22 protein-coding genes and 2 pseudogenes are annotated in these 22718 nt (G+C 73.8%); 8 read left to right on the forward strand and 16 right to left on the reverse strand.

Going from position 1 to position 22718, the window contains the following annotated elements:
• Positions 1 to 65: 65 nt before the first annotated feature.
• The 8 genes from DEH69_RS14855 to DEH69_RS14890 all read right to left on the reverse strand — a co-directional run bounded on the left by DEH69_RS14855 (position 66) and on the right by DEH69_RS14890 (position 7846).
• Positions 66 to 1280, reverse strand: a complete 1215-nt coding sequence (locus tag DEH69_RS14855) for a Gfo/Idh/MocA family protein (RefSeq protein ID WP_113687444.1) — start codon at positions 1278 to 1280, stop codon at positions 66 to 68.
• Between the two features lie 116 nt (positions 1281 to 1396).
• The gene (gene araD, locus DEH69_RS14860) at positions 1397 to 3103 is read right to left on the reverse strand and encodes an L-arabinonate dehydratase (protein ID WP_258534685.1); all 1707 of its coding nucleotides are present in this window, start codon (positions 3101 to 3103) and stop codon (positions 1397 to 1399) included.
• A 128-nt stretch (positions 3104 to 3231) separates the two neighbouring features.
• On the reverse strand, positions 3232 to 4137 hold the full coding sequence (locus DEH69_RS14865; RefSeq protein ID WP_113687446.1) for a dihydrodipicolinate synthase family protein: 906 nt from the start codon (positions 4135 to 4137) through the stop codon (positions 3232 to 3234).
• Complete coding sequence (locus tag DEH69_RS14870) at positions 4134 to 4814, reverse strand: GntR family transcriptional regulator (protein ID WP_113687447.1); 681 nt, start codon at positions 4812 to 4814, stop codon at positions 4134 to 4136. The genes DEH69_RS14865 and DEH69_RS14870 overlap by 4 nt, the downstream gene beginning before the upstream one ends.
• A 358-nt stretch (positions 4815 to 5172) precedes the next feature.
• A complete protein-coding gene (locus tag DEH69_RS14875; protein ID WP_113687448.1) occupies positions 5173 to 5577 on the reverse strand; it encodes an NUDIX domain-containing protein in 405 nt (134 codons plus the stop codon).
• Positions 5578 to 5635: 58 nt separating this feature from the next.
• Complete coding sequence (locus DEH69_RS14880; protein ID WP_113687449.1) at positions 5636 to 6292, reverse strand: class I SAM-dependent methyltransferase; 657 nt, start codon at positions 6290 to 6292, stop codon at positions 5636 to 5638.
• Positions 6293 to 6305: 13 nt separating this feature from the next.
• The gene (locus DEH69_RS14885; RefSeq protein ID WP_113687450.1) at positions 6306 to 6734 is read right to left on the reverse strand and encodes a PPOX class F420-dependent oxidoreductase; all 429 of its coding nucleotides are present in this window, start codon (positions 6732 to 6734) and stop codon (positions 6306 to 6308) included.
• A gap of 14 nt (positions 6735 to 6748) precedes the next feature.
• The gene (locus DEH69_RS14890) at positions 6749 to 7846 is read right to left on the reverse strand and encodes a DUF2332 domain-containing protein (protein WP_113687451.1); all 1098 of its coding nucleotides are present in this window, start codon (positions 7844 to 7846) and stop codon (positions 6749 to 6751) included.
• A 202-nt stretch (positions 7847 to 8048) separates the two neighbouring features.
• Here DEH69_RS14890 and DEH69_RS14895 point away from each other — a divergent pair, with 202 nt between their 5' ends.
• Positions 8049 to 8723 carry a ThuA domain-containing protein gene (locus DEH69_RS14895; protein WP_113687452.1) on the forward strand — a complete coding sequence of 225 codons (675 nt, stop codon included), beginning with the start codon at positions 8049 to 8051 and terminating at the stop codon, positions 8721 to 8723.
• 9 nt (positions 8724 to 8732) lie between these two features.
• Here DEH69_RS14895 and DEH69_RS14900 read toward each other — a convergent pair.
• A pseudogene (locus tag DEH69_RS14900) lies at positions 8733 to 9775 on the reverse strand (questin oxidase family protein).
• Between the two features lie 171 nt (positions 9776 to 9946).
• Between DEH69_RS14900 and DEH69_RS14905 the strand changes: the two are divergent.
• Positions 9947 to 10657, forward strand: a complete 711-nt coding sequence (locus tag DEH69_RS14905) for a B3/4 domain-containing protein (RefSeq protein ID WP_113687453.1) — start codon at positions 9947 to 9949, stop codon at positions 10655 to 10657.
• Positions 10658 to 10754: 97 nt separating this feature from the next.
• Here the strand turns inward: DEH69_RS14905 and DEH69_RS14910 are convergent, their stop codons facing one another.
• The 7 genes from DEH69_RS14910 to rhaI all read right to left on the reverse strand — a co-directional run bounded on the left by DEH69_RS14910 (position 10755) and on the right by rhaI (position 19084).
• Complete coding sequence (locus DEH69_RS14910; RefSeq protein ID WP_113687454.1) at positions 10755 to 11318, reverse strand: TIGR03086 family metal-binding protein; 564 nt, start codon at positions 11316 to 11318, stop codon at positions 10755 to 10757.
• Positions 11319 to 11331: 13 nt separating this feature from the next.
• Positions 11332 to 11973, reverse strand: coding sequence for a lactate utilization protein C (locus DEH69_RS14915; protein ID WP_113687455.1), 642 nt, complete (start codon positions 11971 to 11973; stop codon positions 11332 to 11334).
• Positions 11970 to 13475 carry a lactate utilization protein B gene (locus DEH69_RS14920; protein WP_113687456.1) on the reverse strand — a complete coding sequence of 502 codons (1506 nt, stop codon included), beginning with the start codon at positions 13473 to 13475 and terminating at the stop codon, positions 11970 to 11972. Before DEH69_RS14920 ends, DEH69_RS14915 begins: the two co-directional genes overlap by 4 nt.
• Positions 13469 to 14221: a (Fe-S)-binding protein gene (locus DEH69_RS14925; RefSeq protein WP_113687457.1), complete on the reverse strand. Its 753-nt coding sequence runs from the start codon at positions 14219 to 14221 to the stop codon at positions 13469 to 13471. The genes DEH69_RS14920 and DEH69_RS14925 overlap by 7 nt, the downstream gene beginning before the upstream one ends.
• A gap of 2 nt (positions 14222 to 14223) precedes the next feature.
• Positions 14224 to 15774: a rhamnulokinase family protein gene (locus tag DEH69_RS14930; RefSeq protein WP_113687458.1), complete on the reverse strand. Its 1551-nt coding sequence runs from the start codon at positions 15772 to 15774 to the stop codon at positions 14224 to 14226.
• A 90-nt stretch (positions 15775 to 15864) separates the two neighbouring features.
• Positions 15865 to 17913 carry a bifunctional aldolase/short-chain dehydrogenase gene (locus DEH69_RS14935; RefSeq protein ID WP_113687459.1) on the reverse strand — a complete coding sequence of 683 codons (2049 nt, stop codon included), beginning with the start codon at positions 17911 to 17913 and terminating at the stop codon, positions 15865 to 15867.
• Positions 17914 to 17917: 4 nt separating this feature from the next.
• A complete protein-coding gene (gene rhaI, locus DEH69_RS14940) occupies positions 17918 to 19084 on the reverse strand; it encodes an L-rhamnose isomerase (RefSeq protein WP_113687460.1) in 1167 nt (388 codons plus the stop codon).
• 225 nt (positions 19085 to 19309) lie between these two features.
• Here rhaI and DEH69_RS14945 point away from each other — a divergent pair, with 225 nt between their 5' ends.
• From DEH69_RS14945 to DEH69_RS14975, 6 genes and pseudogenes are all read left to right on the forward strand, one after another.
• Positions 19310 to 19630 carry an L-rhamnose mutarotase gene (locus tag DEH69_RS14945; protein WP_113687461.1) on the forward strand — a complete coding sequence of 107 codons (321 nt, stop codon included), beginning with the start codon at positions 19310 to 19312 and terminating at the stop codon, positions 19628 to 19630.
• A 131-nt stretch (positions 19631 to 19761) separates the two neighbouring features.
• On the forward strand, positions 19762 to 20784 hold the full coding sequence (locus DEH69_RS14950; protein WP_113687462.1) for a LacI family DNA-binding transcriptional regulator: 1023 nt from the start codon (positions 19762 to 19764) through the stop codon (positions 20782 to 20784).
• A 10-nt stretch (positions 20785 to 20794) separates the two neighbouring features.
• A complete protein-coding gene (locus tag DEH69_RS14955) occupies positions 20795 to 21217 on the forward strand; it encodes a YjbQ family protein (RefSeq protein WP_113687463.1) in 423 nt (140 codons plus the stop codon).
• A gap of 486 nt (positions 21218 to 21703) precedes the next feature.
• Positions 21704 to 21952 (forward strand): annotated as a pseudogene (locus tag DEH69_RS14965) (ISAzo13 family transposase); the annotation flags it as partial.
• The gene (locus DEH69_RS33460; RefSeq protein ID WP_309302798.1) at positions 21897 to 22160 is read left to right on the forward strand and encodes a zinc ribbon domain-containing protein; all 264 of its coding nucleotides are present in this window, start codon (positions 21897 to 21899) and stop codon (positions 22158 to 22160) included. The pseudogene DEH69_RS14965 and the gene DEH69_RS33460, both read left to right, overlap by 56 nt.
• A gap of 239 nt (positions 22161 to 22399) precedes the next feature.
• Positions 22400 to 22669 carry a hypothetical protein gene (locus DEH69_RS14975; RefSeq protein WP_147255591.1) on the forward strand — a complete coding sequence of 90 codons (270 nt, stop codon included), beginning with the start codon at positions 22400 to 22402 and terminating at the stop codon, positions 22667 to 22669.
• Positions 22670 to 22718: the final 49 nt, after the last annotated feature.

Genomic DNA, 22718 nt, shown 5'->3' on the forward strand with positions numbered 1-22718 from the left:
GAGCGCTGGATTCGGACAACGGACAAAGAGCCCATGGATGGCGCCTGCCAACTCCCACCCCCTTCTCAGCCCGGGCCCGGGCCTTGGCCGGGACGGCGAAGGCGCTCCCTCGGGTATCGCGCCCAGTCCACGGCCAGTTCGGAGTACAGGGCCAGCTCCGCCGCTCCCCGCGCGGTCAGCTCGTCGATGCCGGGGATGACCCGGCGCGGCCCGCTCGTCCCCGGCTCGCTGCGCCAGGCGCCCCGGGGCAGGACCAGCGGATCCGGGGCCGTGCGCACCGCCTCCACCACCTCAGTGAACGCCCCGGTGTGCGCCAACGGGGCCCGCAGCGGGGCGCCTTCGCGCAGGTGGGCCACGAGGTTGGCCAGCAGGTCGGTGCGGCCGTGCTCGGAGACCCGCGGTCGCTCTCCCGCCCGTTCGAGCAGCAGCCGGTCTGCCTTGTACCAGAAGGTGATCCGGCCCGCGTCACCGTGCACCACCACGTATGGCTCGCTCGGGTGCTCGGCGCACAGCGTCACGGCGGCGACCACCCGCCCACCCGCCGTGGTGGTGATCCTGGCGCAGGACGTGTCGTCGGCGGAGATGTCGTTGACCCGGTACAACTCCAGGTCGACGGCCGCGATGTCCTCCGCCCGCTCGGCGCCCTCGATGCGCAGCGCGGTGGCCACCGCGTGGGCCAGCGGATTGGTGAGCACGCCGTCCACCACGTCGCGGCCGTCAAGGCGGCGACTGCCACCCCAGGCCGCGCGCCGCCAGTAGGACTCGTCGCGCCCCCAGGCGCCGGCGGCGCCGATGCCCGTCACGGTGCCGATCGCGCCGTCACCGATCAGCTCGGCGATCCGGTCGAGGGCGTGCGACCCCAGTGACTGGAAGCCGACCTGGCAGACCACCCCGGCCCTCTCGAGTCCGCCGGTGAGCCGCTCGAACGCCGCGCGGGAGGGGGTGGGTGGCTTCTCAAGCAGCAGGTGCGCGCCGGCGTCGGCCGCGATCTGGCCCAGCTCGGCATGCGTGTGGATGGGAGTGCAGACCACGACCACCTCGGCCGCGGTGCGTTCCAGCAGGCGGGCCAGGTCGTCCGACTGCGCCACCTGGCCGTGCCCGGCGAGCTCTTCCTCGTCGAGCGGGGTGAGCTCGCAGACTCCGACCAGGCTGACCAGGCCCTCGTCCGCGAGCCTGCGGATGTTGCGCAGGTGCCAGCGGCCGTGCCCGCGGGCACCCGCGAGGACGATCGGCACCGGGCCGTTCGACCCGGCACCGTCCTCGTTGACGGTGTCGGCCATGCTCCGCTTCTCCAGATTCTCGATGGGCGGTAGGGCGGTAAGCGCTTCCCGCGTGGGTGTGGATGGGTGGGCTCTGAGGGGGGATCGAAGGGCTGGAACGGGGTGTGTTCCTGCGGTCAGCCCGCGTCGGGTTCGGGGACGTCTCCCTCGCGGGAGAGGAAAGCGAAGTCGCAGCCGGTGTCGGCCTGGGTGATGTGCTCCTCGTACAGGGCGCCGTAGCCGCGGCCATAACGCCGGGGCGGGGGCTGCCAGGCGGCGCGGCGGCGTTCCAACTCCGTGTCGTCCACGTGGAGATGAAGCGTCCTGGCTGCGACGTCGAGGGTGATCAGGTCGCCGTCCTCGACGAGCGCGAGGGGGCCGCCGATGTGCGATTCGGGCGCGATGTGCAGCACGCACGTGCCATAGCTGGTGCCGCTCATGCGGGCGTCGGAGAGGCGGACCATGTCGGTGACGCCCTGCTTGATGAGGTAGTCGGGGATGGGCAGCATGCCGTACTCGGGCATGCCGGGGCCGCCGAGCGGTCCCGAGCCGCGCAGCACCAGGACGCTGTCGGCGGTGATGCCGAGGGCTGGTTCGTTGATGGTGGCCTGCATCGTCCGGTAGTCGTCGAAGACGACGGCGGGGCCCGTGTGGTGGTGGAGGTGGGGCTCGGCGGAGATGTGCTTGATGACCGCGCCGTCGGGGGCGAGGTTGCCGCGCAGCACGGCCAGGCCGCCCTGGTCGGCCACCGGGTTGCCCAACGCCCTGATCACCTGGTCGTCGTGGACCCCGGCGCCGTCGAGTTGTTCGCGCAGCGTGGCGTGGGCGACGGTGGGGCGCTGAAGGTGCAGCAGCCCGGCGTCGGCGAGGCGGGTCAGCAGCCCGGGCAGGCCGCCCGCGTAGTGGAAGTCCTCCATCAGGAACCGGCCGCCCGGCCTGATGTCCGCGAGGACCGGCACATCGCGCGCGACGCGGTCGAAGTCGTCGAGCGAGAGCGGGATCTGGGAGCGCCCGGCCATCGCGATCAGGTGGATGACGGCGTTGGTCGAGCCGCCGAGGGCGAGCACGGTGGCGATCGCGTCCTCGTACGCCTCCCGCGTGAGGAAGCGGGAGATCGGCAGGTCGGCGCGGACCAGCTCGACCGCGCGCATCCCGGCGGCGGCCGCCATGCGGCTGTGCCCGGAGTCCACGGCCGGGATGGCGGCGGCGCCCGGCATGGTCACGCCAAGCACCTCGGCGGCCGAGGCCATCGTGGAGGCGGTGCCCATGGTCATGCACGTCCCGGCCGACCGCGCGAGACCGCACTCCAGTTCGGCCAGCTCGCGGTCGCCGATGCGCCCGGCCCGCTTCTCGTCCCAGTATCTCCACATGTCCGTGCCCGAGCCCAGCGTCTCGCCGCGCCAGTGCCCGCGCAGCATCGGCCCCGCGGGAACGAACACCGCGGGAACGTCCACGCTGGCCGCGCCCATCAGCAGCGCGGGCGTCGTCTTGTCGCACCCGCCCATCAGCACCGCGCCGTCGACGGGGTAGGAGCGCAGCACCTCCTCGGTCTCCATCGCCAGGAGGTTGCGGTAGAGCATGGGCGTGGGCTTTTGAAACGTCTCCGACAGCGTCGCCACCGGGAACTCCAGCGGGAACCCGCCCGCCTGCCACACCCCCCGCTTGACCGCCTCGGCGCGCTCGCGCAGGTGCTGGTGGCAGGGGTTGATGTCCGACCAGGTGTTGAGGATCGCGATAACGGGCTTGCCCAGGTGCTCCTCCGGCAGGAACCCCAGCTGCCGCGTCCGCGCCCGATGGCTGAACGACCGCAGCCCCTCGGTCTCGAACCACTGAGCACTACGCAGCGCCCGTCCCCGCCCCCCGACCTCGACCCCGTCGGCGCGCGCGGCGTCGGCGCGCGGCTCCCCGGTCTTGGACCCCACGACCCGTCCGGGGACGGGCGGTCGCGGCGAAGCCACAGCGGCAGCGTCCCTCATATCTCCCACCTCCGGACGATCTCGGCGACCGCCGCGCGGCGCGCCTCGGGCAGGGCGCTGCTCGGAGGGCGGATCGCCCGCCCGCACAGGCCGAGGGCGGCCAGCGCCTCCTTGACGACGCTCACGTTGTCGGCCGACTGGTTCTCCGCGCGCAGCTCCTCGAAGACGCGGATGGACTCCCACACGCGCATCGCCGCCGGATAGTCCCCCGCGTGGAGCGCGTCCAGCATCCGCGCGGACACCCGGGGCGCCACATTGACCAGGCCCGAGGTGAAACCGGTGGCCCCGCACGCGAAGAACGGCGGCGCCGACAGCTCCGCGAGACCCGCCACCCACACCAGGCGCTCCAGACCCGCCCGACGCGCCACGGTCGCGAACCGCACCGGATCGGGCACCGCGTATTTCACCCCGATCACATTCGGGCACAGTTCGCCCAGGCGCGCGATCGTCGCGCCATCGATCGCGGCACTCCGCACATACGGCACCACGCCGAGCTCGGGAACGGCCTCCGCGATCGCCCGGTGGTACGCCACCCAGCCATCCAGCGACACATACGGGTGCACCGGCTGGTGGACCATCACCATCCCCGCGCCGAGCTCTCGGGCCTGCCTCGCCTCGGCGACCGCCGTGGGCACGTCCAGGCCCACGCCCACGATCACCTCGGCCGCGCCCCCGGCCTCCGCTACGGTCAACTCCACCTCGGCACGCCGCTCTTCGGCGGTGAGGGAGTAGAACTCGCTGGTGTTGCCGTTGGGCGTGATCGCCCGCACGCCCCCGTCGACCAGGCGGCGGATCAGCGCCCTGAACGTGTCGTGCTCCAGCCGGTCCGCCTCGTCGAACGGGCTCACCGTGATGGCCACAACCCCGGCGAGCGCGGCACGGCGTTCGGCGAAGTCACTCATGCCGCCTCCCCGTCCTCGCTCGGACCCTGCGCGTTCGGGAAGGCCTGTCGCACAAAGCCCTCGATGTGCTCGCGCAGCAGCGCCGCCGCCCCGTCCGCCTCGCCTTCCTCGGCGCGGGCCAGGATCGCGCGGTGCTCGGCCGCCTCCCGCTCCCACGTCGGCCTGGTCTGCCACGCCACCGACGACACGAGCGCCGCCTGGTCGCGCAGGTCGTCAAGCATCCGGACCAGCAGCGGATTGCCACACGGCAGGTAGAGCGCGCGGTGGAAGTCCCGGTTGGCCAGGGAGCGTTCGGCGCTGTCCCCGGCGGTGGCCGCGCGTTCGAGCGCCTGGTGCGCGGCGGCCAGCCCGGCCTCGCCCGCGACGCTGCGGCGCACCGCCTCGGGCTCGAGCAGCAGCCGCACGTCGTAGACCGAACGCGCCATCGCCGCGTCCACGGTGCGCACCGCGGCGCCCTTGTACTCGCTCATCACCACCAGTCCACGCCCGGCCAGCGTCTTGAGCGCCTCCCGGACCGGGGTCTTGGACACCCCGAAGCGCGCCGCGAGCTCCGTCTCCACCAGGGCCGTCCCAGGGGCGAGTTGACCGGTGAGGATCGCATGGGTCAGGTGCTCAAGGACAAACTGCGTCCTGGACGGGATGGGCACCGGTACGGCGCCGGACAGGGGTGCATTCATGCGGGACAGGGCCTTACTAGGAGCTCTGATGGGCATCTCATGTACGGCGTCTCGTATATGAGATATGGCGTACGAGCCGCAGTGGGGGTGAACGTAGAACGCGCCGGACCGCGAGTCAACAGTTCTGACAAAAGTGCTCTCACCCCGCCCGAGGATCGCCGAGGGAGCACCGCCGGTCCGTGCCGACCGGCCGAGAGAGCGGATCGTCGGGCAGAGGCGCCGCCGCTCAGGGGAATGTCAGGGTCAGGGCCGTCTTGCCGCCGTCAACGACGGCCCCTGGCAGGCCCTTTGGGGATAGGCGTCCGGTCGGCGGGGCCACGACCGCACCAGATCGTTCCGCGGGCACACCGCGGGCCCGTCAACGCAGGCGGCCCTCGCCCGCCAGGGCGTCGAACACCGCGTGGTCCACGGGCGCCGTGCGGTGCCGGTCGGCCAGCGACAGCCAGGCAAGCTCCTCCACCTCGCCGCTGGCCACGGGCGTTCCCCGGTGCTCGGCCGTGTAGCAGGCCATCCGCACCAGCGTGCCCTCGGGGTGCCCGTCCGCGCGCGCCGTGAACGTCCCCAGGTGCGCCACCGTCGCCGGGTCGATGGCCACCGCCAGCTCCTCGCGCACCTCCCGCACGAGCGCCGCCACGTCGTCCTCGCCCGCCTCGCGCTTGCCGCCGGGGATGTAGAACAGCGTCCGCCCCCGGGAGCGCGCCCCCAGGATCCGGTGCCGCTCGTCCAGGTGCACCCACGCCACGGTCTCGATCAGCCGCGCCACGGCCGTTCCTCCTCCCCGCGCCCCCATCCTGCGAGGGCGCCGCCGGAGGATCATCCCATCAGGGCGCGGCGGGCGGCCGGTGGGCCGTGCCCAGCACATGGAACGAGAACGGCGTCCGCACCCCGGGGACGGAGGGGAAGAGGAAACGGACCGGCTCGGGCACCGCGAACCCCGTGCGCTCCACCGCCGACAGCGTGTCCCTGCCCGTGTGGCAGCCGCCCGCGAGCCGCGGCCAGACCGTCGCGTCCAGCAGCCGCTGCACCCCGCGCAGCCCCGCCGAAGGGGCCCGCACGTGCTCCAGGTACCGCAGCTGACCGCCCGGCCTGAGCACGCGGTACGCCTCGTTGAGCGCTGCCTCCTGGTCGGCGACCGAGCACAGCACCAGGCAGGCCACCGCCGCGTCGAGCGACGCGTCGTCCACGGGCAGCCGCCCGGCCAGCGCGTCCACCACCTCCACCCGCACCGGCGCCGATGCCGCCCGCTCCCGCGCCAGGCGCCGCAGCCTCGGCTCGGGCTCGATCGCCACCACGCGGGTGACCTCGGGCGGGTAGTGCGGGAAGTTCCGGCCCTCGCCCGCGCCGATCTCGACCACGTCGCCCGCGAGGCCCGCGAGCAGCGCGGCCCGCCGCTGGGCCATCCCGCGCCGGTCGAGCGCCGGGGCGGCCCGCGCGTACACGCGGGCGAAGAACGGGTGGTCCACCCGGCCGCCTGACATCAGCGCCGCCCCTTCACTCGGCCACGGCGGACTGCCCGACGACGCTCTCGGGCGTGACCCGCGCCAGCAGCTCGCCCGGCACGCCGTTGCGCGCCCCGAACTCCTCGGCGCGGTCCGCGCCCATGTACCGGCCGCCGATGCGCGTCGACCACGCGCGCAGCTCCTCGATGTCCTCGCTCAGCGCCACCCGGCCCCGCACCACGACGAACGCGTACGGCGCCCGTTCGTCGTCCACGCTGATCGCCACCCTGGCGTCCCGCGCGAGGTTGCGGCCCTTGACCGTGTCCGCCCCCGTGGTGAACACGAGCGCGTCGCCGTCGAGCACGAACCACACAGGCGCCACATGCGGCGAGCCGTCGGCCCGCACGGTCGCCAGCTTCCCCGTCCTGGTGCCCTCGGCCAGGAACTCCCGGCACTCCGCCGGGCTCATCGTGTGTGCCATGCGCCCATCGTCGGTCACACGACCGCCGTGGGCCAGCGGGCCGGTACCCCGTGCGGGTGCGCGAGCGCCAGCGGCCGCTCCGGGCCCTTGTCCGAGCGCACCGAGAGCCAGAAGCCGCGCGTGCCGCGGACCTCGCCCGGCTCGAACCTGATCACCGCGAACCCCGCCTCCGGCCCCGAGGCCGCCGCGAGCCGGTCCAGCTCGCGCTCCACCGCGGCCCACTCCTCGGCGGGCACATACTGGCGCATCACCGAGTGCCACACCACCGTCAGCGTGCCGGGCTCGAGATCGACCGCCGAAAGGAACTCCGCCGCCCCCGCGCTCTCCACCGTGGCATAGACCTTGGCCGCGATGCTCAGCGCGCCGTCCAGGCGCGCGAAGCGGTCCCGCTGATCGGGCCACACATAGGCCCGCAGCGCCAGCGAGCCGTCCGCCGACAGCGGGTCGATCGGCGTCAGGTCGCAGCCGCGCCGCTCCACGATCCGCAGCGCCTGGTGCCGCTGGGCGCCCATCCGCAGCCAGTCGGGCACCTCACCCTCCCACGCGTCGGCGAGCCGCACGGCCGAGTCGGCCGGGCCCCACGCGAAGTCACCCGCGCTGTAACGGAATTGCTCGGCCCTGAGGTTCAGCCCCGCGCTCGACCCCAGCTCGAACAGCCTGACCGGCAGCTGCGCCGACGGCACCGCGTACAGCAGCCCGGCGAGCAGCAGATTGGCGCGGCCCACCTCGTTCGTCTGCGGGGGCCGCCGCAGCCAGCCCTCGATCCACTCGCCCTCGGCCGCGACCACCTCGCGGAACGCGGGCCACGCCGCGTCGGGCCGCTCGGCGCTGAAGACGCCTCCCGCGCTGGGGTAGTGCTCCGCGAGCCGGGGCGCGCGCCCGGTGAGCACCAGCGCGTGCACCGCCCCCGCGAGCCGGAGCGGCAACGCCTGGTCCCGCGCCGCCTCCTCGCGCCCCGCGACGATGTGCCCCGCGAGCACCGCCGCGCAGGGACCGCCCTCCCTGATGTCGTCCGCCGCGCGCTCCAGCAGCGCCGCGTAGAGCGGCGAGCCGAGCCGGGCGCACGCCTCCGCCTGCTGGGCGAAGATCCGGGCGACAGGTTCACGGGGCATGTGTACTCCTCCCAGGGGATGGTCAAGATCATGGGGCCCCACGGGTGTCCAGTGGAAGACCTGCCGGGTGAATATGCCGTCGGATATTCCTTCGCCTGTGCCTTCCCGCCCCATCAGGCGCCCGGAATGGCGGCGATCATGGCGGTATCGCCACCGGGCCGCGCCGGGCGGGCCGCGGCGGCCGCGCCTACCATGGGACGCCATGAGCGACCCCCGGATCCTGGTCTACTCCCGCACCACCGGCTACCGGCACGCCTCGATCCCCGCGGGCGTCGAGGCGTTCAGGCGGCTCGGCGCCGAGCACGGCCTCGACGTGACGGCCACGGAGGACCCCGACGAGCTGACCCGTGGGCTGCCGGGCAGCCGGGCCGTGGTCTTCCTTTCCACCAGCGGAGACGTCCTGACCGACGAGGGCAGGGCGGCGCTGCGCGGCTTCGTCGCCGACGGCGGCGGCTTCGTCGGCGTCCACGCGGCCTCGACCACCGAGTACGGCTGGCCGTGGTTCGGCGAAACGCTCGTGGGCACCGTGTTCGACGGCCACCCCGACCTCCAGCCCGGCGTGGTGTCGGTCGAGGACCGCGACCACCCGGCGACCGCGCACCTCGGCGAGCGCTGGGAGTTCACCGACGAGTGGTACAACTTCGCGACCAACCCCCGCGAGCGCGTGCGGGTGTTGGCCGCCGCCGACGAAAGCACCTACACCGGGGGGCGGATGGGCGCCGACCACCCGCTCGTCTGGTGCCACGAACGCGCGGGCGGCCGCTCGTTCTACACCGCGCTCGGCCACTCCGATGAGTGCTTCTCCGACCCCGACTTCACCCGCCACCTCCTCGGCGGCCTGCGCTGGGCCGCCTGCCTGCCCGCGGACGGCGCCTGACCGTTCCCGCTACGCGCCGCGGGGCGTCTGGCGCAGGGCCGCGGCGAGGGGGAGCGGGTCGTCGTCCGACGCCACGTCGAGCACCGTGTCGGCCAGCTTGATCACATGCTCGTCGCCGTGCTCGGCCGCCCGCGCGAACACCTCGTCCGGCGTGATCCCCGCCGCGCGCTCCGGCGCGTGCGCCCCGTCGGGCGGGCCATAGGCCGCCACCACCCCCGCGCTCGCCGTCCACGCCGCCGCCAGGCTCGCGGGCCATAGCGCGGGCGGCAGCGCGGGCAGGGTTCGGCGCACCGCGTTGGGCGCCGTCACCGCGTGCACCAGCATCACCGGCGAGCCGTGCGCATGGGTGGCGTAGTAGCGGGCCGCGCCCACCACCAGGTCGCGCAGCCGCTTGTGCGCCGCCGCCGCGTCCCCCGCCGCGTCCCCCGCCGCGTCCCCCGCCGCCCACGAGGGAACGTCCCGCACCCGCGCGAGGCGGTGGGTGATGCCGCCCGACTGGTCGGCCACGCGCGGCACCGACCGCAGGGCCTCCTCCGCGCCCACAGGGGAAGGCGCCGCCGCGCCGCCCACCGCGAGCGCCTGGTGGGGCGCGCCGCCCAGTAGCCGAGCGCGTGCGCCAACTCGGCCAGCCGCGGCTCGTTGCGCCCCTCCGCGAGAAGCGTCCGCACCGCGTGCCCGACCCGGATCACCGGGTGCGTCGCGCTCGCCGTGATGCCGGGCAGCAGCCGGGGCCACCACACGGCGAGCACATCGCGCCAGGGCGCCTCGGCGAGCCGCTCGGCGAAGTACACCGGCCAGTCGGCGAGATGACGCGGATCGCCCAGCGCCTCGCGCCAATTCCGCTCGGTGATCCGGCCGCAGGAGGTGGGATGGTCCTCGAGCCGGGCCCGATAGGCGTCCAACCAGCGGTGCACCCTTGCACCTTCGCCATGGCGGATCAGCGCCTCCACGGCCATCAGCGCGTGATTGCTCAGCCACCCTTCGAACTCGGGTCCCGTGGCGTGCGGCCTGAGCAGTGCCTCGTCGAGCGTGCCCGCGGCGTCCTTCTCCATGCCGACGACGCTACGGGCGCCGCTCCGGCCCCCGTAACCGACGGGAGGCCCAGCGCGTTCACGACGTTGAACCTACGGCCGCGGGCCCCCGGACGCTGCCGATGGACGGGGGCGGAAGGGCAGGGGCTAGGGTCGGGGGCGGAGAGGCGGACCGCGAAGGGAGCGTGCCGGATGACGGAGCTGCGGGTGGCGGCGGAGGTGTGCGAGGCGTTCCCCGCGCTCGCCGTGGCCGCGGTGGTGGCCGAGGGCGTGCGGGGACAGGACCCGTGGCCCGAGACCGAACGCCTGCTGTCCGATGTCGAGTCGTCGGCGGCGGACGGCGGCTGGACCGCGCCCGCCGAGTCCGACCCTTCGCTGGCCTCGTGGCACGCCGCCTACCGGGCGTTCGGCACCAACCCCCGCCGCTTCAGGCCCAGCATGGACGCGCTGGCGCGGCGGCTTGGCAAGACCGGGCGGCTGCCGCGCATCAGCCCCGCCGTGGACGCCTATAACGCCGTCTCGGTGACCCATGCCGTCCCCGCGGGCGCGTTCGACCTGGGCGCCGTGCGCGGCGACATCGCGCTGCGGTTCGCGGTGCCCGGCGACGCGTTCGTCCCGCTGGGCGAGCCTGACACCGTCGAGGAGGCCAGGCGGGGCGAGGTCGTCTACGCCGACGCCGACGGCGTGCTGACCCGCCACTGGAACCACCGCGACAGCGACCGCACCAAGGTCACCCCGGGCTCGGCCGACGTGGTGTTCCTGCTCGAGACCGTCGAGCCTGACGCGGGCCGCAAGGTCGTCGAGCAGGCCGTCGACCAGCTGGCGGGCCTCATCGCCCCGCACGCCACACGCCTGACCACCCACCTCCTCACCCCCGCCAGCCCCGCGACCCGGCTGCGCTGATCCGCGCGTCCGTCCGGGGCGGCGCACCCGATGCGGTCCCACAGGACCGGGCGCCCCCCGGTCTCCTGCCGCTTGGCCCGCCCGGCGGTGGCTCCCCTCAGGGGCGGCGGCCCAGGGCCGCGACCAGGCGGTCCTGGGGCGAGGCGGAGTCGGGGACGGCGACCGGGGGGGCGAAGATGCCGAGGCTCTGCCAGGCGGCCGACTTCTCCTCCGCGTAGCCGAGCAGCAGATCCGCCACACCCGGGTCGATCCGGTCGTCCACCTCGATGCCGCGCGCCAGGTCCCAGCCGTGCACGGCCAGGTCGAGCGTCATCTGCGACAGATACTCCTCGGCCTGGGTCGGCCCGCCGCTCGTCTGCACCGGCGTGTCCAGCGCGCCCGAGGCGTGGAACGCCGCGCGCGAGCCCGCCGCCGCGCCGTCCCACGCCGCCACCGGGTCGTCGCCCAGCACGTCGCCGTCGAACCGGTCGCCCACCTCGTCAAGCGCCGCGCCGCGCAGCAGCCAGGGCGCCCACAGGTGCTCGCTCGTCAGATGGTTGACCAGGCCGCGCACCGACCAGGCTGCACACGGCGTCTGCGTGTCCCACTGGTCGCCGCCGACGCGGTGGACTCGCTCGGAGAACGCGTCGAGCGCCAGGTCGAAGCCGTCGAGCAGTCGCATGGGCCACCCCTCATCACGCGCGGACGAGAACCACCTCAAGCGTACGCGGGCCGTGCACGCCCTCAACTCGGTCCAGCTCGATGTCGCTCGTCGCCGATGGCCCGGAGATCCAGGTCAGCGGCCGGTCGGGGACCAGCAGGGGCAGGGCCTGGGGCACCGAGTCCACCACCTGGTCGGGGACCCTGACCACGCAGATGTGGTGGTCGGGGACCAGCGTGATGCGCCGCCGCCCCTGGTCGGGGCCGCCGTCGAGGACGATCGTGCCCGTCTCGGCGATCGCCAGCGCGCACCCCGTCACCACGCTGTCGACCGCGTCCAGGTCGTGCGGGGTCGACTCCGCCGCGTCCGCCACGCGGCGCACGTCCTCGGGCGTCCCGGTCAGCCACTCGGGTGGCAGCCCCGGCGGGGTCACCACCGAGCGGCTGCCGCGCTCGGCCAGCAGCCGGGCGATGAGCCCGGGCAGGCCCGCCGCGTCGGCGCGGTGCACCAGGGCGCGGTAGTCGGCCAGGTTCTCGGCCAGGGTCTCCACCGCGTCGGCGGGGGAGTGGGTGATGGCGTAGTCGCGGGGCACGGGCACGTCGTCGGGGCCCTCGTCGCGCGGCACGTCCGCCAGCGCCCGCCGCACCCGGCCGAGCACCACATCGCGCCCGCTCATCGGCCCGTCCCCTTCGCGCCGTTTCCGCGTCCCCGCGTCGGCTTCTCCCTGGTCCGCCGCCACCAGTCGCGGAACGACTCGGCGGGTAGCGCCGGGATGTCCCGCGTGTCCGTCCAGGCGCGCCCGGGGCCCGGCAGGCGCCGGGGCGCGAGCCGACGCGCCCGGCCCGCCACGCGCTGCCCGGCGCGCAGCACGCCCGGGTGGTCGAGCGCCCAGCGCGAGGCGCGCATCGCCGCGCGCTCCGCCGCGTGCCCGCGCGCCGGGCGCACGGTGGTGCGGGTGCCCCGCACGGTCACCTCCCCGCCCTCGGCGACCCGCTCCCTCAGGTGCACCAGCACCTCGGGGATGTCGATGGCCACGGGGCACACCTCGTAACACGCCCCGCACAGCGATGACGCATAGGGCAGCGAGGCATCCAACTCGCTGGCCACGCCCCGCAGTTGGGGCGTGAGAACGGCGCCGATCGGGCCCGGGTAGGCCGAGCCGTACGCGTGGCCGCCCGCCCGCTCGTACACCGGGCAGACGTTCAGGCACGCCGAGCAGCGGATGCAGCGCAACGCCTGCCGCCCCACCGTGTCCGCGAGCGCGTCGGTGCGGCCGTTGTCCAGCAGGACCAGGTGGAACGTCCTCGGCCCATCGCCCTCCGATGTGCCGGTCCACATCGACGTGTACGGGTTCATCCGCTCCGCCGTCGAGGAGCGCGGCAGCAGTTGCAGGAACACCTCCAGGTCGCGCCACGTTGGCACGACCTTCTCGATGCCCACCACCGAGATCAGCGTCTCGGGCAGCGTCAGGCACATCCGCCCGTTGCCCTCGGACTCGACCACCACCATCGTGCCGGTCTCGGCCACCATGAAGTTGGCGCCGGAGACGCCGACCTTGGCGTTCAGGAACTTCTGCCGCAGATGCAGCCGCGCGGCCTCCGCGAGGTCCGCGGGGGAGTCGGTCAGCCCTTCGGGCGCGGGGCGGCCCCAGTCGGCCATGCGCTCGGCGAAGATGTCGCGGATCTCGCCCCGGTTGCGGTGGATCGCAGGGACCAGGATGTGGGAGGGCAGGTCGTCGCCCAACTGCACGATCAGCTCGGCCAGATCGGTCTCGTTGGCCCGGATCCCCGCGGCGGTCAGCGCGGCGTTGAGGCCGATCTCCTGCGTCGCCATCGACTTGACCTTGACGACCTCGTCCTCGCCGGTCTCCCGCACCAGGCGCGTCACGATGCGGTTGGCCTCGCGCGCGTCGGCCGCCCAGTGCACCTGGCCGCCCGCGGCGGTCACCGACTCCTCGAGGCGCTCCAGATAGTGGTCGAGATGCCGCAGCGTCCTGTCCTTGATCGCCGCGCCCGCCGCCCTCAGCCGCCCCCAGTCGGGCAGCTCGGCGACGGCCTTGGCGCGCTTGTCCCTGATGGTGTGCGTGGCGTGCGTGAGATTGGACCGCAGCCGCGCGTCGCCCACCGCGCCGCGCGCCGCCTCGGGGAACGCGGGCATGCCGAGATAGGTGCCTACCACTGCTCCTCCTCCGTGCTGGCCAGGATCTCGGCGATGTGCACCGGGCGGACCGGCGAGCCGAGCCTGGACAGCGTGCCACCGATGTGCATCTGGCACGAGTTGTCGACCGTGCACACGGCCGCCGCGCCCGTGCCGGTGATGTGGCGCGCCTTGTCGGCGCCCATGGCGGAGGAGACCGCGGAGTTCTTCACCGCGAACGTTCCGCCGAAGCCGCAGCACTCGTCGGCGCCCGGCAGGTCCACGAGCTCAAGGCCCTTGACCGCGCGCAGCAGCCGCGTCGGGCGGTCGCCCAGCCCCAGCATCCGCAGCCCGTGGCACGTGGGGTGGTAGGTGACGGTGTGCGGGTAGTACGCCCCCACGTCGGTCACCCCGAGCACGTCCACCAGGAACTCCGTCAGCTCGCGCGTGCGCGGCACCACCGAGGCCGCCGCGTCGGCCAGCTCCGAACCCCGGCCCTCCGCAAGGGCCTTGGCGCCGATCCTGGGGTAGTTGTCCCTGACCATCGCCGCGCACGACCCCGAGGGCGCCACGATGTGGTCGACCCCGTCGAACGCCCGCGCGAAGCGCCGCACCAGGGGCTCGGTCTCGTGCCGGTACCCGCTGTTGAACTGCGCCTGCCCGCAGCAGGACTGCTCGACGGGGAACTCCACCTCGACCCCGAGCCGTTCCAGCAGCGACACGACCGCCCGCCCGGTGCGCGGATACAGCGTGTCGTTGACGCACGTGACGAAGAGCGCGACGCGCATGGCTACTTCTCCTTTCCGCCGAAGGCCGTCCCGGCGTCCGCCGTTTCGGCGTCGGCCGCTCCGGCGTCGGCCGCTCCGGCGTCGGCCAGCCGGGCCGCCGCGCGGTCCCAGACCGCTCGGTCGCCCGACGGCTCATGGTGCCTCAGCGGCTGCGTGGCGGCCAGCAGCGCCCTCGATTCCGCCAGGCCCCCCGCCACCGCGCCCGCCGCCCTGGCCTGCGTCAGCACGTTCCCCAGGGCCGCCGCCTCGGCCGGGCCCGCCACCACGGGCAGCCCGCACGCGTCCGCCGTCAGCTGGCACAGCAGCGCGTTGCGCGCCCCGCCGCCCACCACGTGCACGGCGTCCACCGCGCGGCCCGAGAGCCGCACCGCGTCGTCGACCGCCGCCCGGTGCGCCAGCGCGAGCGAGTCCAGCACGCAGCGCACCGTCTCGCCCGCGTCGCGCGGCACCGGCTGCCCGGTGCGGCGGCACGCCCGCGCGATCCGCTCCGGCATCCGCCCCGGCGCGATAAACGCCGGATCCCCCGCGTCCACCACCGAACGCAGCGGCGCCGCGGCCGCCGCCCGCCGAAGCAGCGGGCCGAGCTCGTGCGGCTCCCCTGCCGCGGCCCACGCGCGCAGGCACTCCTGGAGCAGCCACAGGCCCATGATGTTCCTCAGGTACCGCACGGTGCCGTCCACGCCCAGCTCGTTGGTGAAGTTCGCCCGGCGGCTCTCCTCGCTCAGCACCGGCGCGTCCAGCTCCACCCCGGCGAGCGACCACGTGCCCGTGGCGATGTAGGCGAAACGTTCCCCCGCGGCCGGGACCCCCGCCACCGCCGACGCCGTGTCGTGCGAGCCCACCGCCGTCACCGGCACAGGGCCGGTGAGCCCCGTCTCGTCCAGTACCCCAGGCAGCAGCGCCCCCGCCGACGCGCCAGGGAGGCGAAGCGGCGGGAAGAGCCCCAGGTCGACGCCCACCGCGTCCGCCACCACCCGCGACCAGTCGCGCGTGCGCGGGTCGATCAGCTGCGTGGTGGACGCGTTGGTCAGCTCGGTGCCCGCCACGCCGGTCAGCCAGTAGGCGACCAGATCCGGAATCAGCAACAGCGTGCGCGCGGCGGCCAGTTGGGGCGTGCCCCGGGCGGCGGCCAGCTGGTACACCGTGTTGAAGGGAAGCTCCTGCAACCCCGTCGCCGCATACAGCTCCCGCGGCGGCAGCACCTCGGCCACGCGCGCCGCGACGCCCTCGGTGCGGCCGTCGCGGTAGTGCACCGGATTGCCAAGCAACGCGCCCGACGCGTCGAGCAGCCCATAGTCCACCGCCCACGAGTCCACCCCGACCGAGGCGAGCCGCCCGCCCGCGGCACGGCCCGCCGCGCGCAGCCCCTCAAGCACGCCCCGGTACAGCGCCAGGATGTCCCAGTGCAGCGTCGGACCCACCCGCACCGGCTCGTTGGGGAAGCGGTGCACCTCGGTCAGCGACAGCTCGCCACCGGCCACCCGCCCGAGCATCACCCGGCCGCTGGCCGCCCCCAGATCCACCGCGGCGAAGGGACGGGGGGCGGACGGCATGGCGACTCTCCTCGGTCGAAGGCGGTGCGAACGGTCAACGGGCGAACGGTCAACGGGCGAACGGTCAACGGGAAGGCGGGGAAGGGGAGTTCAACGCAGGAAGGCCGCCGCCACGCCCGCGTCCACGGGGATGTGCAGCCCCGTCGTGTGGCTCAGGTCCCCGCCGGTCAGCGCGAACACCGCGTTCGCCACATGCTCGGGCAGCACCTCCCGCTTCAGCAGCGTGCGCTGGGCGTAGAACTCGCCAAGACGCTCCTCGGGCACCCGGTACACCGCCGCCCGCTTGGCGCCCCAGCCACCGGCGAAGATCCCGGAGCCGCGGACCACGCCGTCGGGGTTGACGCCGTTGACACGGATCCCTCGCTCGCCCAACTCGGCGGCCAGCAGCCGCACCTGGTGCGCCTGGTCGGCCTTGGCCGCGCCATAGGCGATGTTGTTGGGCCCGGCGAAGACCCCGTTCTTCGACGAGATGTACACGATGTCGCCGCCCATCCCCTGCTCGGACATCACCCGCGCCGCCTCGCGCGACACCAGGAACGAGCCGCGCGCCATGATGCCGTGCTGCCGGTCCCAGTCCTCGGCCGTCGTCTCCAGCAGCGGCTTGGAGATGGAGATCCCGGCGTTGTTGACCACCAGGTCGACCCCGCCGAACGCCAGCGCCGCCGCCCGGAACGCCGCCGCGATGCCCTCCTCCGACGTGACGTCCACGGTCACCGCCACCGCCCGGTCGGGGCCGCCAAGCTCCTTGGCAACGGTCTGCGCCGCCTCGGAGTTGACATCGGCGACCACGACGCACGCGCCCTCGTCGGCGAGGCGCCGCGCCGTCGCCCGCCCGATCCCCGAGCCCGCCCCCGTCACCAGCGCCACCCGCGTCGCCAGCGGCTTGGGCGGCGGCATGCGCCGCAGCTTCGCCTCCTCCAGCTCCCAGTACTCGATGCGGAACTTCTCCCGCTCCTCGATCGGCGCGTACGACGACACCGCCTCGGCGCCCCGCATCACGTTGACGGCGTTCACATAGAACTCGCCCGCCACCCGCGCCGTCTGCTTGTCCTTGCCGAACGAGAACATCCCCACGCCAGGCACCAGCACGATCGCCGGATCCGCCCCGCGCATCGGCGGCGACGCCGCGTCCGCGTGCCGCTCGTAGTACGCCCGGTACTCCTCGCGGTACTCGGCGTGCAGCTCCCTCAGGCGCGCCACGGCCTCGTCGAGCGGCGCGTCCGCGGGCAGGTCGAGCACCAGAGGGCGGACCTTGGTCCGCAGGAAGTGGTCGGGGCACGACGTGCCCAGGCGCGCCAGGCGCGGATGCCCGGCCCGCGACAGGAAGTCGAGCACCACCTCCGCGTCGCCGAAGTGCCCCACCTGCGGCCTGTCCGTGGACGCCAGCCCCCTGATCACCGGCGCCAACGCGGCGGCGCGCGCCTGCCGTTCACCCTCGGGCAACGCCTCGAACCCCGCCCGCACGGGACCGAAGGGCTCGGGCCTGCCACGCTCCGCGATGAAGCGCTCGGCGGTGCGGATGATCTCCAGGGAGTTCCGCTCGCACTCCTCGCTCGTGGCGCCCCACGCGGTGATGCCGTGGCCGCCCAGGATCGTGCCGATCGCGCCGGGGTTGGCCTCCTTGATGGCCGCGATGTCCAGGCCGAGCTGGAAGCCCGGCCGCCGCCACGGCACCCACACCACCCGGTCGCCGAAGCACTCCGCGGTCAGCGCCTCGCCGTCCGCCGCGCACGCCAGCGCGATCCCCGAGTCCGGGTGCAGATGGTCCACATGGGGCGCGTCCACCAGCCCGTGCATCGCCGTGTCGATCGACGGCGCGGCCCCGCCCCTGCCGTGCAGGCAGTAGTCGAACGCCGCCACCATCTCGTCCTCGCGCTCCACGCCCGGGTAGACCCCGGTCAGCGCCCTCAGCCGGTCGAGCCGCAGCGCCGCGAGCCCCGCGGCGCGCAGCGTGCCCAGGTCGCCGCCCGAGCCCTTCACCCACAGCAGCTCCACGTCGCCCCCGGTCACCGGGTCCTTCGCGGTGCCCTTGGCCGAGGTGTTGCCGCCCGCGTAGTTGGTGTTGCGCGGGTCGGAGCCCAGCCGGTGGGAGCGCGCGAGCAGCTCGTCGACGGGTCCGTTGTCCTCGTGCGTCGTCATCGGTTCAGGCCCCCCAACCGGCCTGCTGGCCGCCCTTGCGCTCCTCGATGATCTTCTCCGCCCAGCCCGAGCGGTGGTAGGCGGCCACCGGATCGGGGTCGAGCCCCGCGTCCTCGCGCACCTCGGCGAGCAGCGGCCGCACATCCGTCGAGAACGCGTCCATCAGCGCGGCGTTGGCGCCCAGCACGTCCCCCGACGCCTGCGCGGCGGCCAGCGCGTCGCGGTCGACGAGCAGCGCCTTGGCCGTGGCCTCCTGGACGTTCATCACCGAGCGGATGATGGCGGGCACCTTGGGCTCGATGTTGTGGCACTGGTCGAGCATGAACGCCACCCCCGCCGCCGGGTCGAGCCCTCCGCCGCGCACCACCTCGTACATGATGCGGAACAGCTGGAACGGGTCGGCCGCGCCCACCATCAGGTCGTCGTCCGCGTAGAAGCGGGAGTTGAAGTCGAACCCCCCGAGCTTTCCCTCGCGCAGCAGGAGCGCCACGATGAACTCGATGTTGGTGCCGGGGGCGTGGTGCCCGGTGTCCACCACGACCTGCGCCTTGGGCCCGAGCTTGAGGCAGTGCGCGTAGGCGGTGCCCCAGTCGGGGACGTCGGTGGTGTAGAAGGCGGGCTCGAAGAACTTGTACTCCAGCAGCATCCGCTGGTCATCGCCGAGCCGCTGGTAGACCGCGGTCAGCGCCTCGGCGAGCCGGTCCTGGCGGGCCCTGATGTCGTCCTGGCCGGGGTAGTTGGTGCCGTCGGAAAACCACAGCTTGAGGTCGCGCGAGCCCGTGGCGTCCATGATGTCGACGCACTCGAAGAGGTGGTCGAGCGCCTTGCGCCGCACGGCCGCGTCCGGGTGGCACACGCTGCCGAGCTTGTAGTCGTCGTCCTGGAACACGTTGGCGTTGATCGCGCCGAGCCGCAGCCCGAGGTCGTCGGCGTGCCGGGCGAGCGCGGCGTAGTCGTCCACCCGGTCCCAGGGGATGTGCAGGGCGACCGTGGGGGCGACGCCGGTGTGGCGGTGGACCTGGGCGGCGTCGTCGAGCTTTTCCCGGGGGTCGCGGGGGACGCCGGGCTGGGCGAACACCTTGAAGCGGGTGCCGGAGTTCCCGTAGGCCCACGACGGGGTCTCGATGGCCTGCGAGGCGAGGGCCGCCTTGACGGCGGATGGGGCGGTCATGCGATCAGGGCTCCCAAGGTGCGCGACGCCGTGCGGACGCGGAGTATGAATCGTTTCACTGTCTGGACGCTAAGACGGGCGGCAAGGGCTGTCAAGACGGGCGGGCGCGCACGGGCCGCCGCGCGCCGCCGTCGCCGCGCGGGCGCAGGGGCGGATCTTGACGCCGTCCGAGGGACGTGGCTAGCGTGCGGCGACCGCGTGAAACCTTTCAGAGGGGACGGGGCCATGGAGCGGGTCTGCTTTCTGCTGAAGGTCCGCCAGGACCGGATCGACGAGTACCGCGAGCGGCACGAGAACGTGTGGCCCGAGATGCGCGCGGCCCTGTCCGAGGCGGGCTGGCACAACTACTCGCTCTTCCTGCGCGATGACGGCCTCCTGGTCGGCTACCTGGAGACCGACGACTTCGCCGCGGCGCGGCGCGCCATGGACGCGACCGAGGTGAACGCCCGCTGGCAGGCCGCGATGGGGGAGTTCTTCGAGGCGCTCGACGGGGCCAGGCCCGACGAGGCGATGCGCCCGCTCACCGAGGTGTTCCACCTCCCCTGAGCGCCCGGCGCCCGCGCCACCGGGCGCGTTCCGGCGCTTCGCACCCCGCTCGGGAACGCCGTAGGTGCCGGTGGTGCATACCATGGCTCGGCGGCGAACAGGGCGCGCGGATGAGGGAGCGGGACACGAGGATGGCGCACACGGTGGGGATCAAAGAGGTGGCACGGCGGGCGGGCGTGTCGGTGGGCACCGTGTCCAATGTCATCAACCGCCCCCACATGGTCGCCGATGAGACCAGGCAGCGGGTGCGGGCGGCCATCGCCGAGCTGGGCTATGTCCGCAGCGAGTCCGCGCGGCAGCTGCGGGCCGGGCAGTCCCGCATCATCGCGCTGCTGGTGCTCGACATGGGGAACCCGTTCTTCGTCGACGTGGCCTCCGGCGCCGAACGGGTCGCGCGCGCCTCGGAGTTGGGCGTGATGCTGTGCAACAGCGCGCAGAGCGCGTCCGAGGAGGCCGACTATCTCTCGCTCTTCGCCGAGCAGCGCGTGCGCGGCGTCCTGGTGACCCCCGCCGACATGTCGGGCCGCAACCTCGCCGACTTCCGCCGCCACGACATCCCGTTCGTCTTCGTCGACCGCGTCCTGCCGAGCGCCGAGGGCTGCTCGGTGTCCGTGGACGACGTGCTCGGCGGCTCGCTCGCCGTGCGGCACCTGCTCGAACAGGGGCACAGGAGCGTCGCCTATGTGAGCGGCCCGATGTCGCTGCCGCAGTGCCAGGACCGCAAGCAGGGCGCGGTCGCCGCGCTCGCCGAGTCCGGGCTCGACGAGGACTCCCTCGTCCATGTGGAGGCCGAACGCCTCGACGTCGCGTGCGGCCGCGACGCGGGCGCCAGGCTGCTCGGCCTCTCCCCGCGCCCCTCCGCGGTGTTCTGCGCCAACGACCTGCTGGCCCTCGGCGTGCTTCAGGCCCTCTTCGCGGCGGGCGTCCGCGTGCCCGACGAGGTCGCGCTCGTCGGGTACGACGACATCGAGTTCGCCGCCGCCGCGGCCGTTCCGCTGACCTCGGTGCGCCAGCCCGCGGTGCGGATGGGGCGGCAGGCGGCCGAGCTGCTGCTTGAGGAGACGGGCGAGGGGGCGGGCCTGCACACCCACCAGCGGATCGTTTTGGACCCCGAGCTGATCGTCCGCCAGTCCAGCCTGGCCACGCCCGCGTAGCGTGGGAGGCATGAGCGACCCCCTGCGCAGCCGAGTGCTGCACGTGTCGACCGGCTCGTCCGAGTCCGTCACCGACCTGACCCGCGCGTGCGAGGAGTTCGCCGGGGAGGCGGCGGGCGGCGCGGACGGCCTGTTCAACGTCTTCGTCCCGCACGCCACCGCGGGCATCGCCATCCTGGAGACGGGCTCGGGCAGCGACGACGACCTGCTCGCGGTGCTGCGCGAGCTGCTTCCCCCCGACGCCCGCTGGCGCCACCGCCACGGCGCCCCCGGCCATGGCCGCGACCACGTCCTCCCGGCCCTGATCCCCCCACACGCGACGATCCCGGTGGTCGCGGGCCGCCTCCAGCTGGGCACATGGCAGTCGGTGTGCCTTGTCGACACGAATGTCGACAACGTCGACCGCCAGGTCAGGCTGAGCTTTCTGGGCTGAGTCCCGCCCTCCGGGGCGTGGCCGCCGATTCCCCCTGGGCTTCGCGCCGAAAGGCAGAGGGCGGCGTTCGACACGGGCCTGGAGATGGGGGAGCGTCCCAACGACGGCCGCGGGACGAGCGCTGCCCGTGGGGCGGCCTGGTCGCGGCGGCCGTGGACCGGCTGGGCCGCAACGTCGCCGACTGTCTGAACCCCGGCTACCGGACGCGGGACCAGGGCTCCTCGCCACCCACGGCCACGACGGGCCGTGGGACCTGGACGACGCGACCGATGAGAACCGCTTCGACGGTTGAGGTGCGGGCGGCCGAAGGGCAAGCCCTCGTAGGTCTGTCCGGAACGGGGAGCGAACGTGCCCCGCTGCCCTCGACCCCGGTCGGCACCGTCCATCCGACCACGACCACGCCGGAGAACTAGTAGCAACGCCGTTCAGTTAGGGCCTGCCGATCATTAACCCGTAGCTTCCCGTGCTGTGGCTCGTTGGTGCGGTGTGAGTGCGTTGGAGGGGCAGCGGGCTTCGCTGGCAGCCAAGTTCGGGGCGATCTTTCCGCATCTGGACGAACGGCAGCGGCGTCTGCTGATAGGAGCGGAGGCCCGGTCGATCGGTCATGGCGGGGTCAGGCTAGTCGCCCGGGCTGCCGGTGTCCGCGAGGCAACCGTGTCGTTGGGAGCGCGGGAACTCGATGCCGGAAAGGCGCCGTTGGGACGCGCGCGCCGTCCGGGCGGGGGCCGTAAGCGTGTCGTCGACGATCTCTTCCGCCTGCGGGCACCGCGACGGACCCAAGCCCCTGCACGTCCGCACCTGGGCATGCAGCGAGCCAACCTGCGGCACCGTCCACGACCTGGACTGGAACGCCGGACGCAACGTCGGCTATGAAGGCCGCCGCATCCTCGCGGCCTCAACGACAGCACCACCCACCCCCGGACCAGGGGCCCGACGCCGGTAACGGCGGCGGTAAACGCCTGCGGAGCACACGTAAGACCCGGCAGAAGCCAGGCAGCGCGCACAACCCCGGCACCCGTCGGGAGGAACCAGGAAACACCGTGGTCCTCGGCTCACCACACGCGCCGAGGACGGACGGAGAATCTCCGTGCTTCAGCACCGGGAGGCGAGGTCAAGATCCGGTACGGGCACGGCCCGTTCGACGCGCCGTTCGTCGCGTGCTTCGAGGAGCGGGTGCGGCCCGTGCTGGCCGAGACCGGCGGCGAGCCACTGGCGTACCTGCGGTCGGAGCACGCCCCGAACACCTTCCCCGCGCTCCCGGTGCGGGAGGACGAGGAGGTGTTCGTGTGGTTCGCGCGGTTCACCGACGAAGGGCACATCGACGACCACCTGGATCGCCTGCGGCGCGCGGAACGCTGGCGCGACGAGGCGCTTCCGGCCCTTTCGGAACGGTGGGCCAGGCCCCCGCAACGGCTGCGGCTCGCCCCCACCGACCGGTCGGCACTGCGGTGAACCCCCTGCCGGTCAGCGGGGCCCTTCACTGACCCGATCACCTGCTGGG

The sequence above is a fragment of the Streptomyces sp. PT12 genome, from assembly GCF_003311645.1.
GTDB lineage: Bacteria > Actinomycetota > Actinomycetes > Streptomycetales > Streptomycetaceae > Streptomyces.

Coding starts and splice junctions, on each gene's coding strand:
- DEH69_RS14855 (WP_113687444.1), bottom strand. CDS start 1,280: ATGGCCGACACCGTCAACGAGGACGGTGCCGGGTCGAACGGCCCGGTG.
- DEH69_RS14865 (WP_113687446.1), bottom strand. CDS start 4,137: ATGAGTGACTTCGCCGAACGCCGTGCCGCGCTCGCCGGGGTTGTGGCC.
- DEH69_RS14870 (WP_113687447.1), bottom strand. CDS start 4,814: ATGAATGCACCCCTGTCCGGCGCCGTACCGGTGCCCATCCCGTCCAGG.
- DEH69_RS14880 (WP_113687449.1), bottom strand. CDS start 6,292: ATGTCAGGCGGCCGGGTGGACCACCCGTTCTTCGCCCGCGTGTACGCG.
- DEH69_RS14885 (WP_113687450.1), bottom strand. CDS start 6,734: ATGGCACACACGATGAGCCCGGCGGAGTGCCGGGAGTTCCTGGCCGAG.
- DEH69_RS14890 (WP_113687451.1), bottom strand. CDS start 7,846: ATGCCCCGTGAACCTGTCGCCCGGATCTTCGCCCAGCAGGCGGAGGCG.
- DEH69_RS14895 (WP_113687452.1), top strand. CDS start 8,049: ATGAGCGACCCCCGGATCCTGGTCTACTCCCGCACCACCGGCTACCGG.
- DEH69_RS14905 (WP_113687453.1), top strand. CDS start 9,947: ATGACGGAGCTGCGGGTGGCGGCGGAGGTGTGCGAGGCGTTCCCCGCG.
- DEH69_RS14910 (WP_113687454.1), bottom strand. CDS start 11,318: ATGCGACTGCTCGACGGCTTCGACCTGGCGCTCGACGCGTTCTCCGAG.
- DEH69_RS14915 (WP_113687455.1), bottom strand. CDS start 11,973: ATGAGCGGGCGCGATGTGGTGCTCGGCCGGGTGCGGCGGGCGCTGGCG.
- DEH69_RS14925 (WP_113687457.1), bottom strand. CDS start 14,221: ATGCGCGTCGCGCTCTTCGTCACGTGCGTCAACGACACGCTGTATCCG.
- DEH69_RS14930 (WP_113687458.1), bottom strand. CDS start 15,774: ATGCCGTCCGCCCCCCGTCCCTTCGCCGCGGTGGATCTGGGGGCGGCC.
- DEH69_RS14935 (WP_113687459.1), bottom strand. CDS start 17,913: ATGACGACGCACGAGGACAACGGACCCGTCGACGAGCTGCTCGCGCGC.
- rhaI (WP_113687460.1), bottom strand. CDS start 19,084: ATGACCGCCCCATCCGCCGTCAAGGCGGCCCTCGCCTCGCAGGCCATC.
- DEH69_RS14945 (WP_113687461.1), top strand. CDS start 19,310: ATGGAGCGGGTCTGCTTTCTGCTGAAGGTCCGCCAGGACCGGATCGAC.
- DEH69_RS14950 (WP_113687462.1), top strand. CDS start 19,762: ATGGCGCACACGGTGGGGATCAAAGAGGTGGCACGGCGGGCGGGCGTG.
- DEH69_RS14955 (WP_113687463.1), top strand. CDS start 20,795: ATGAGCGACCCCCTGCGCAGCCGAGTGCTGCACGTGTCGACCGGCTCG.
- DEH69_RS33460 (WP_309302798.1), top strand. CDS start 21,897: ATGCCGGAAAGGCGCCGTTGGGACGCGCGCGCCGTCCGGGCGGGGGCC.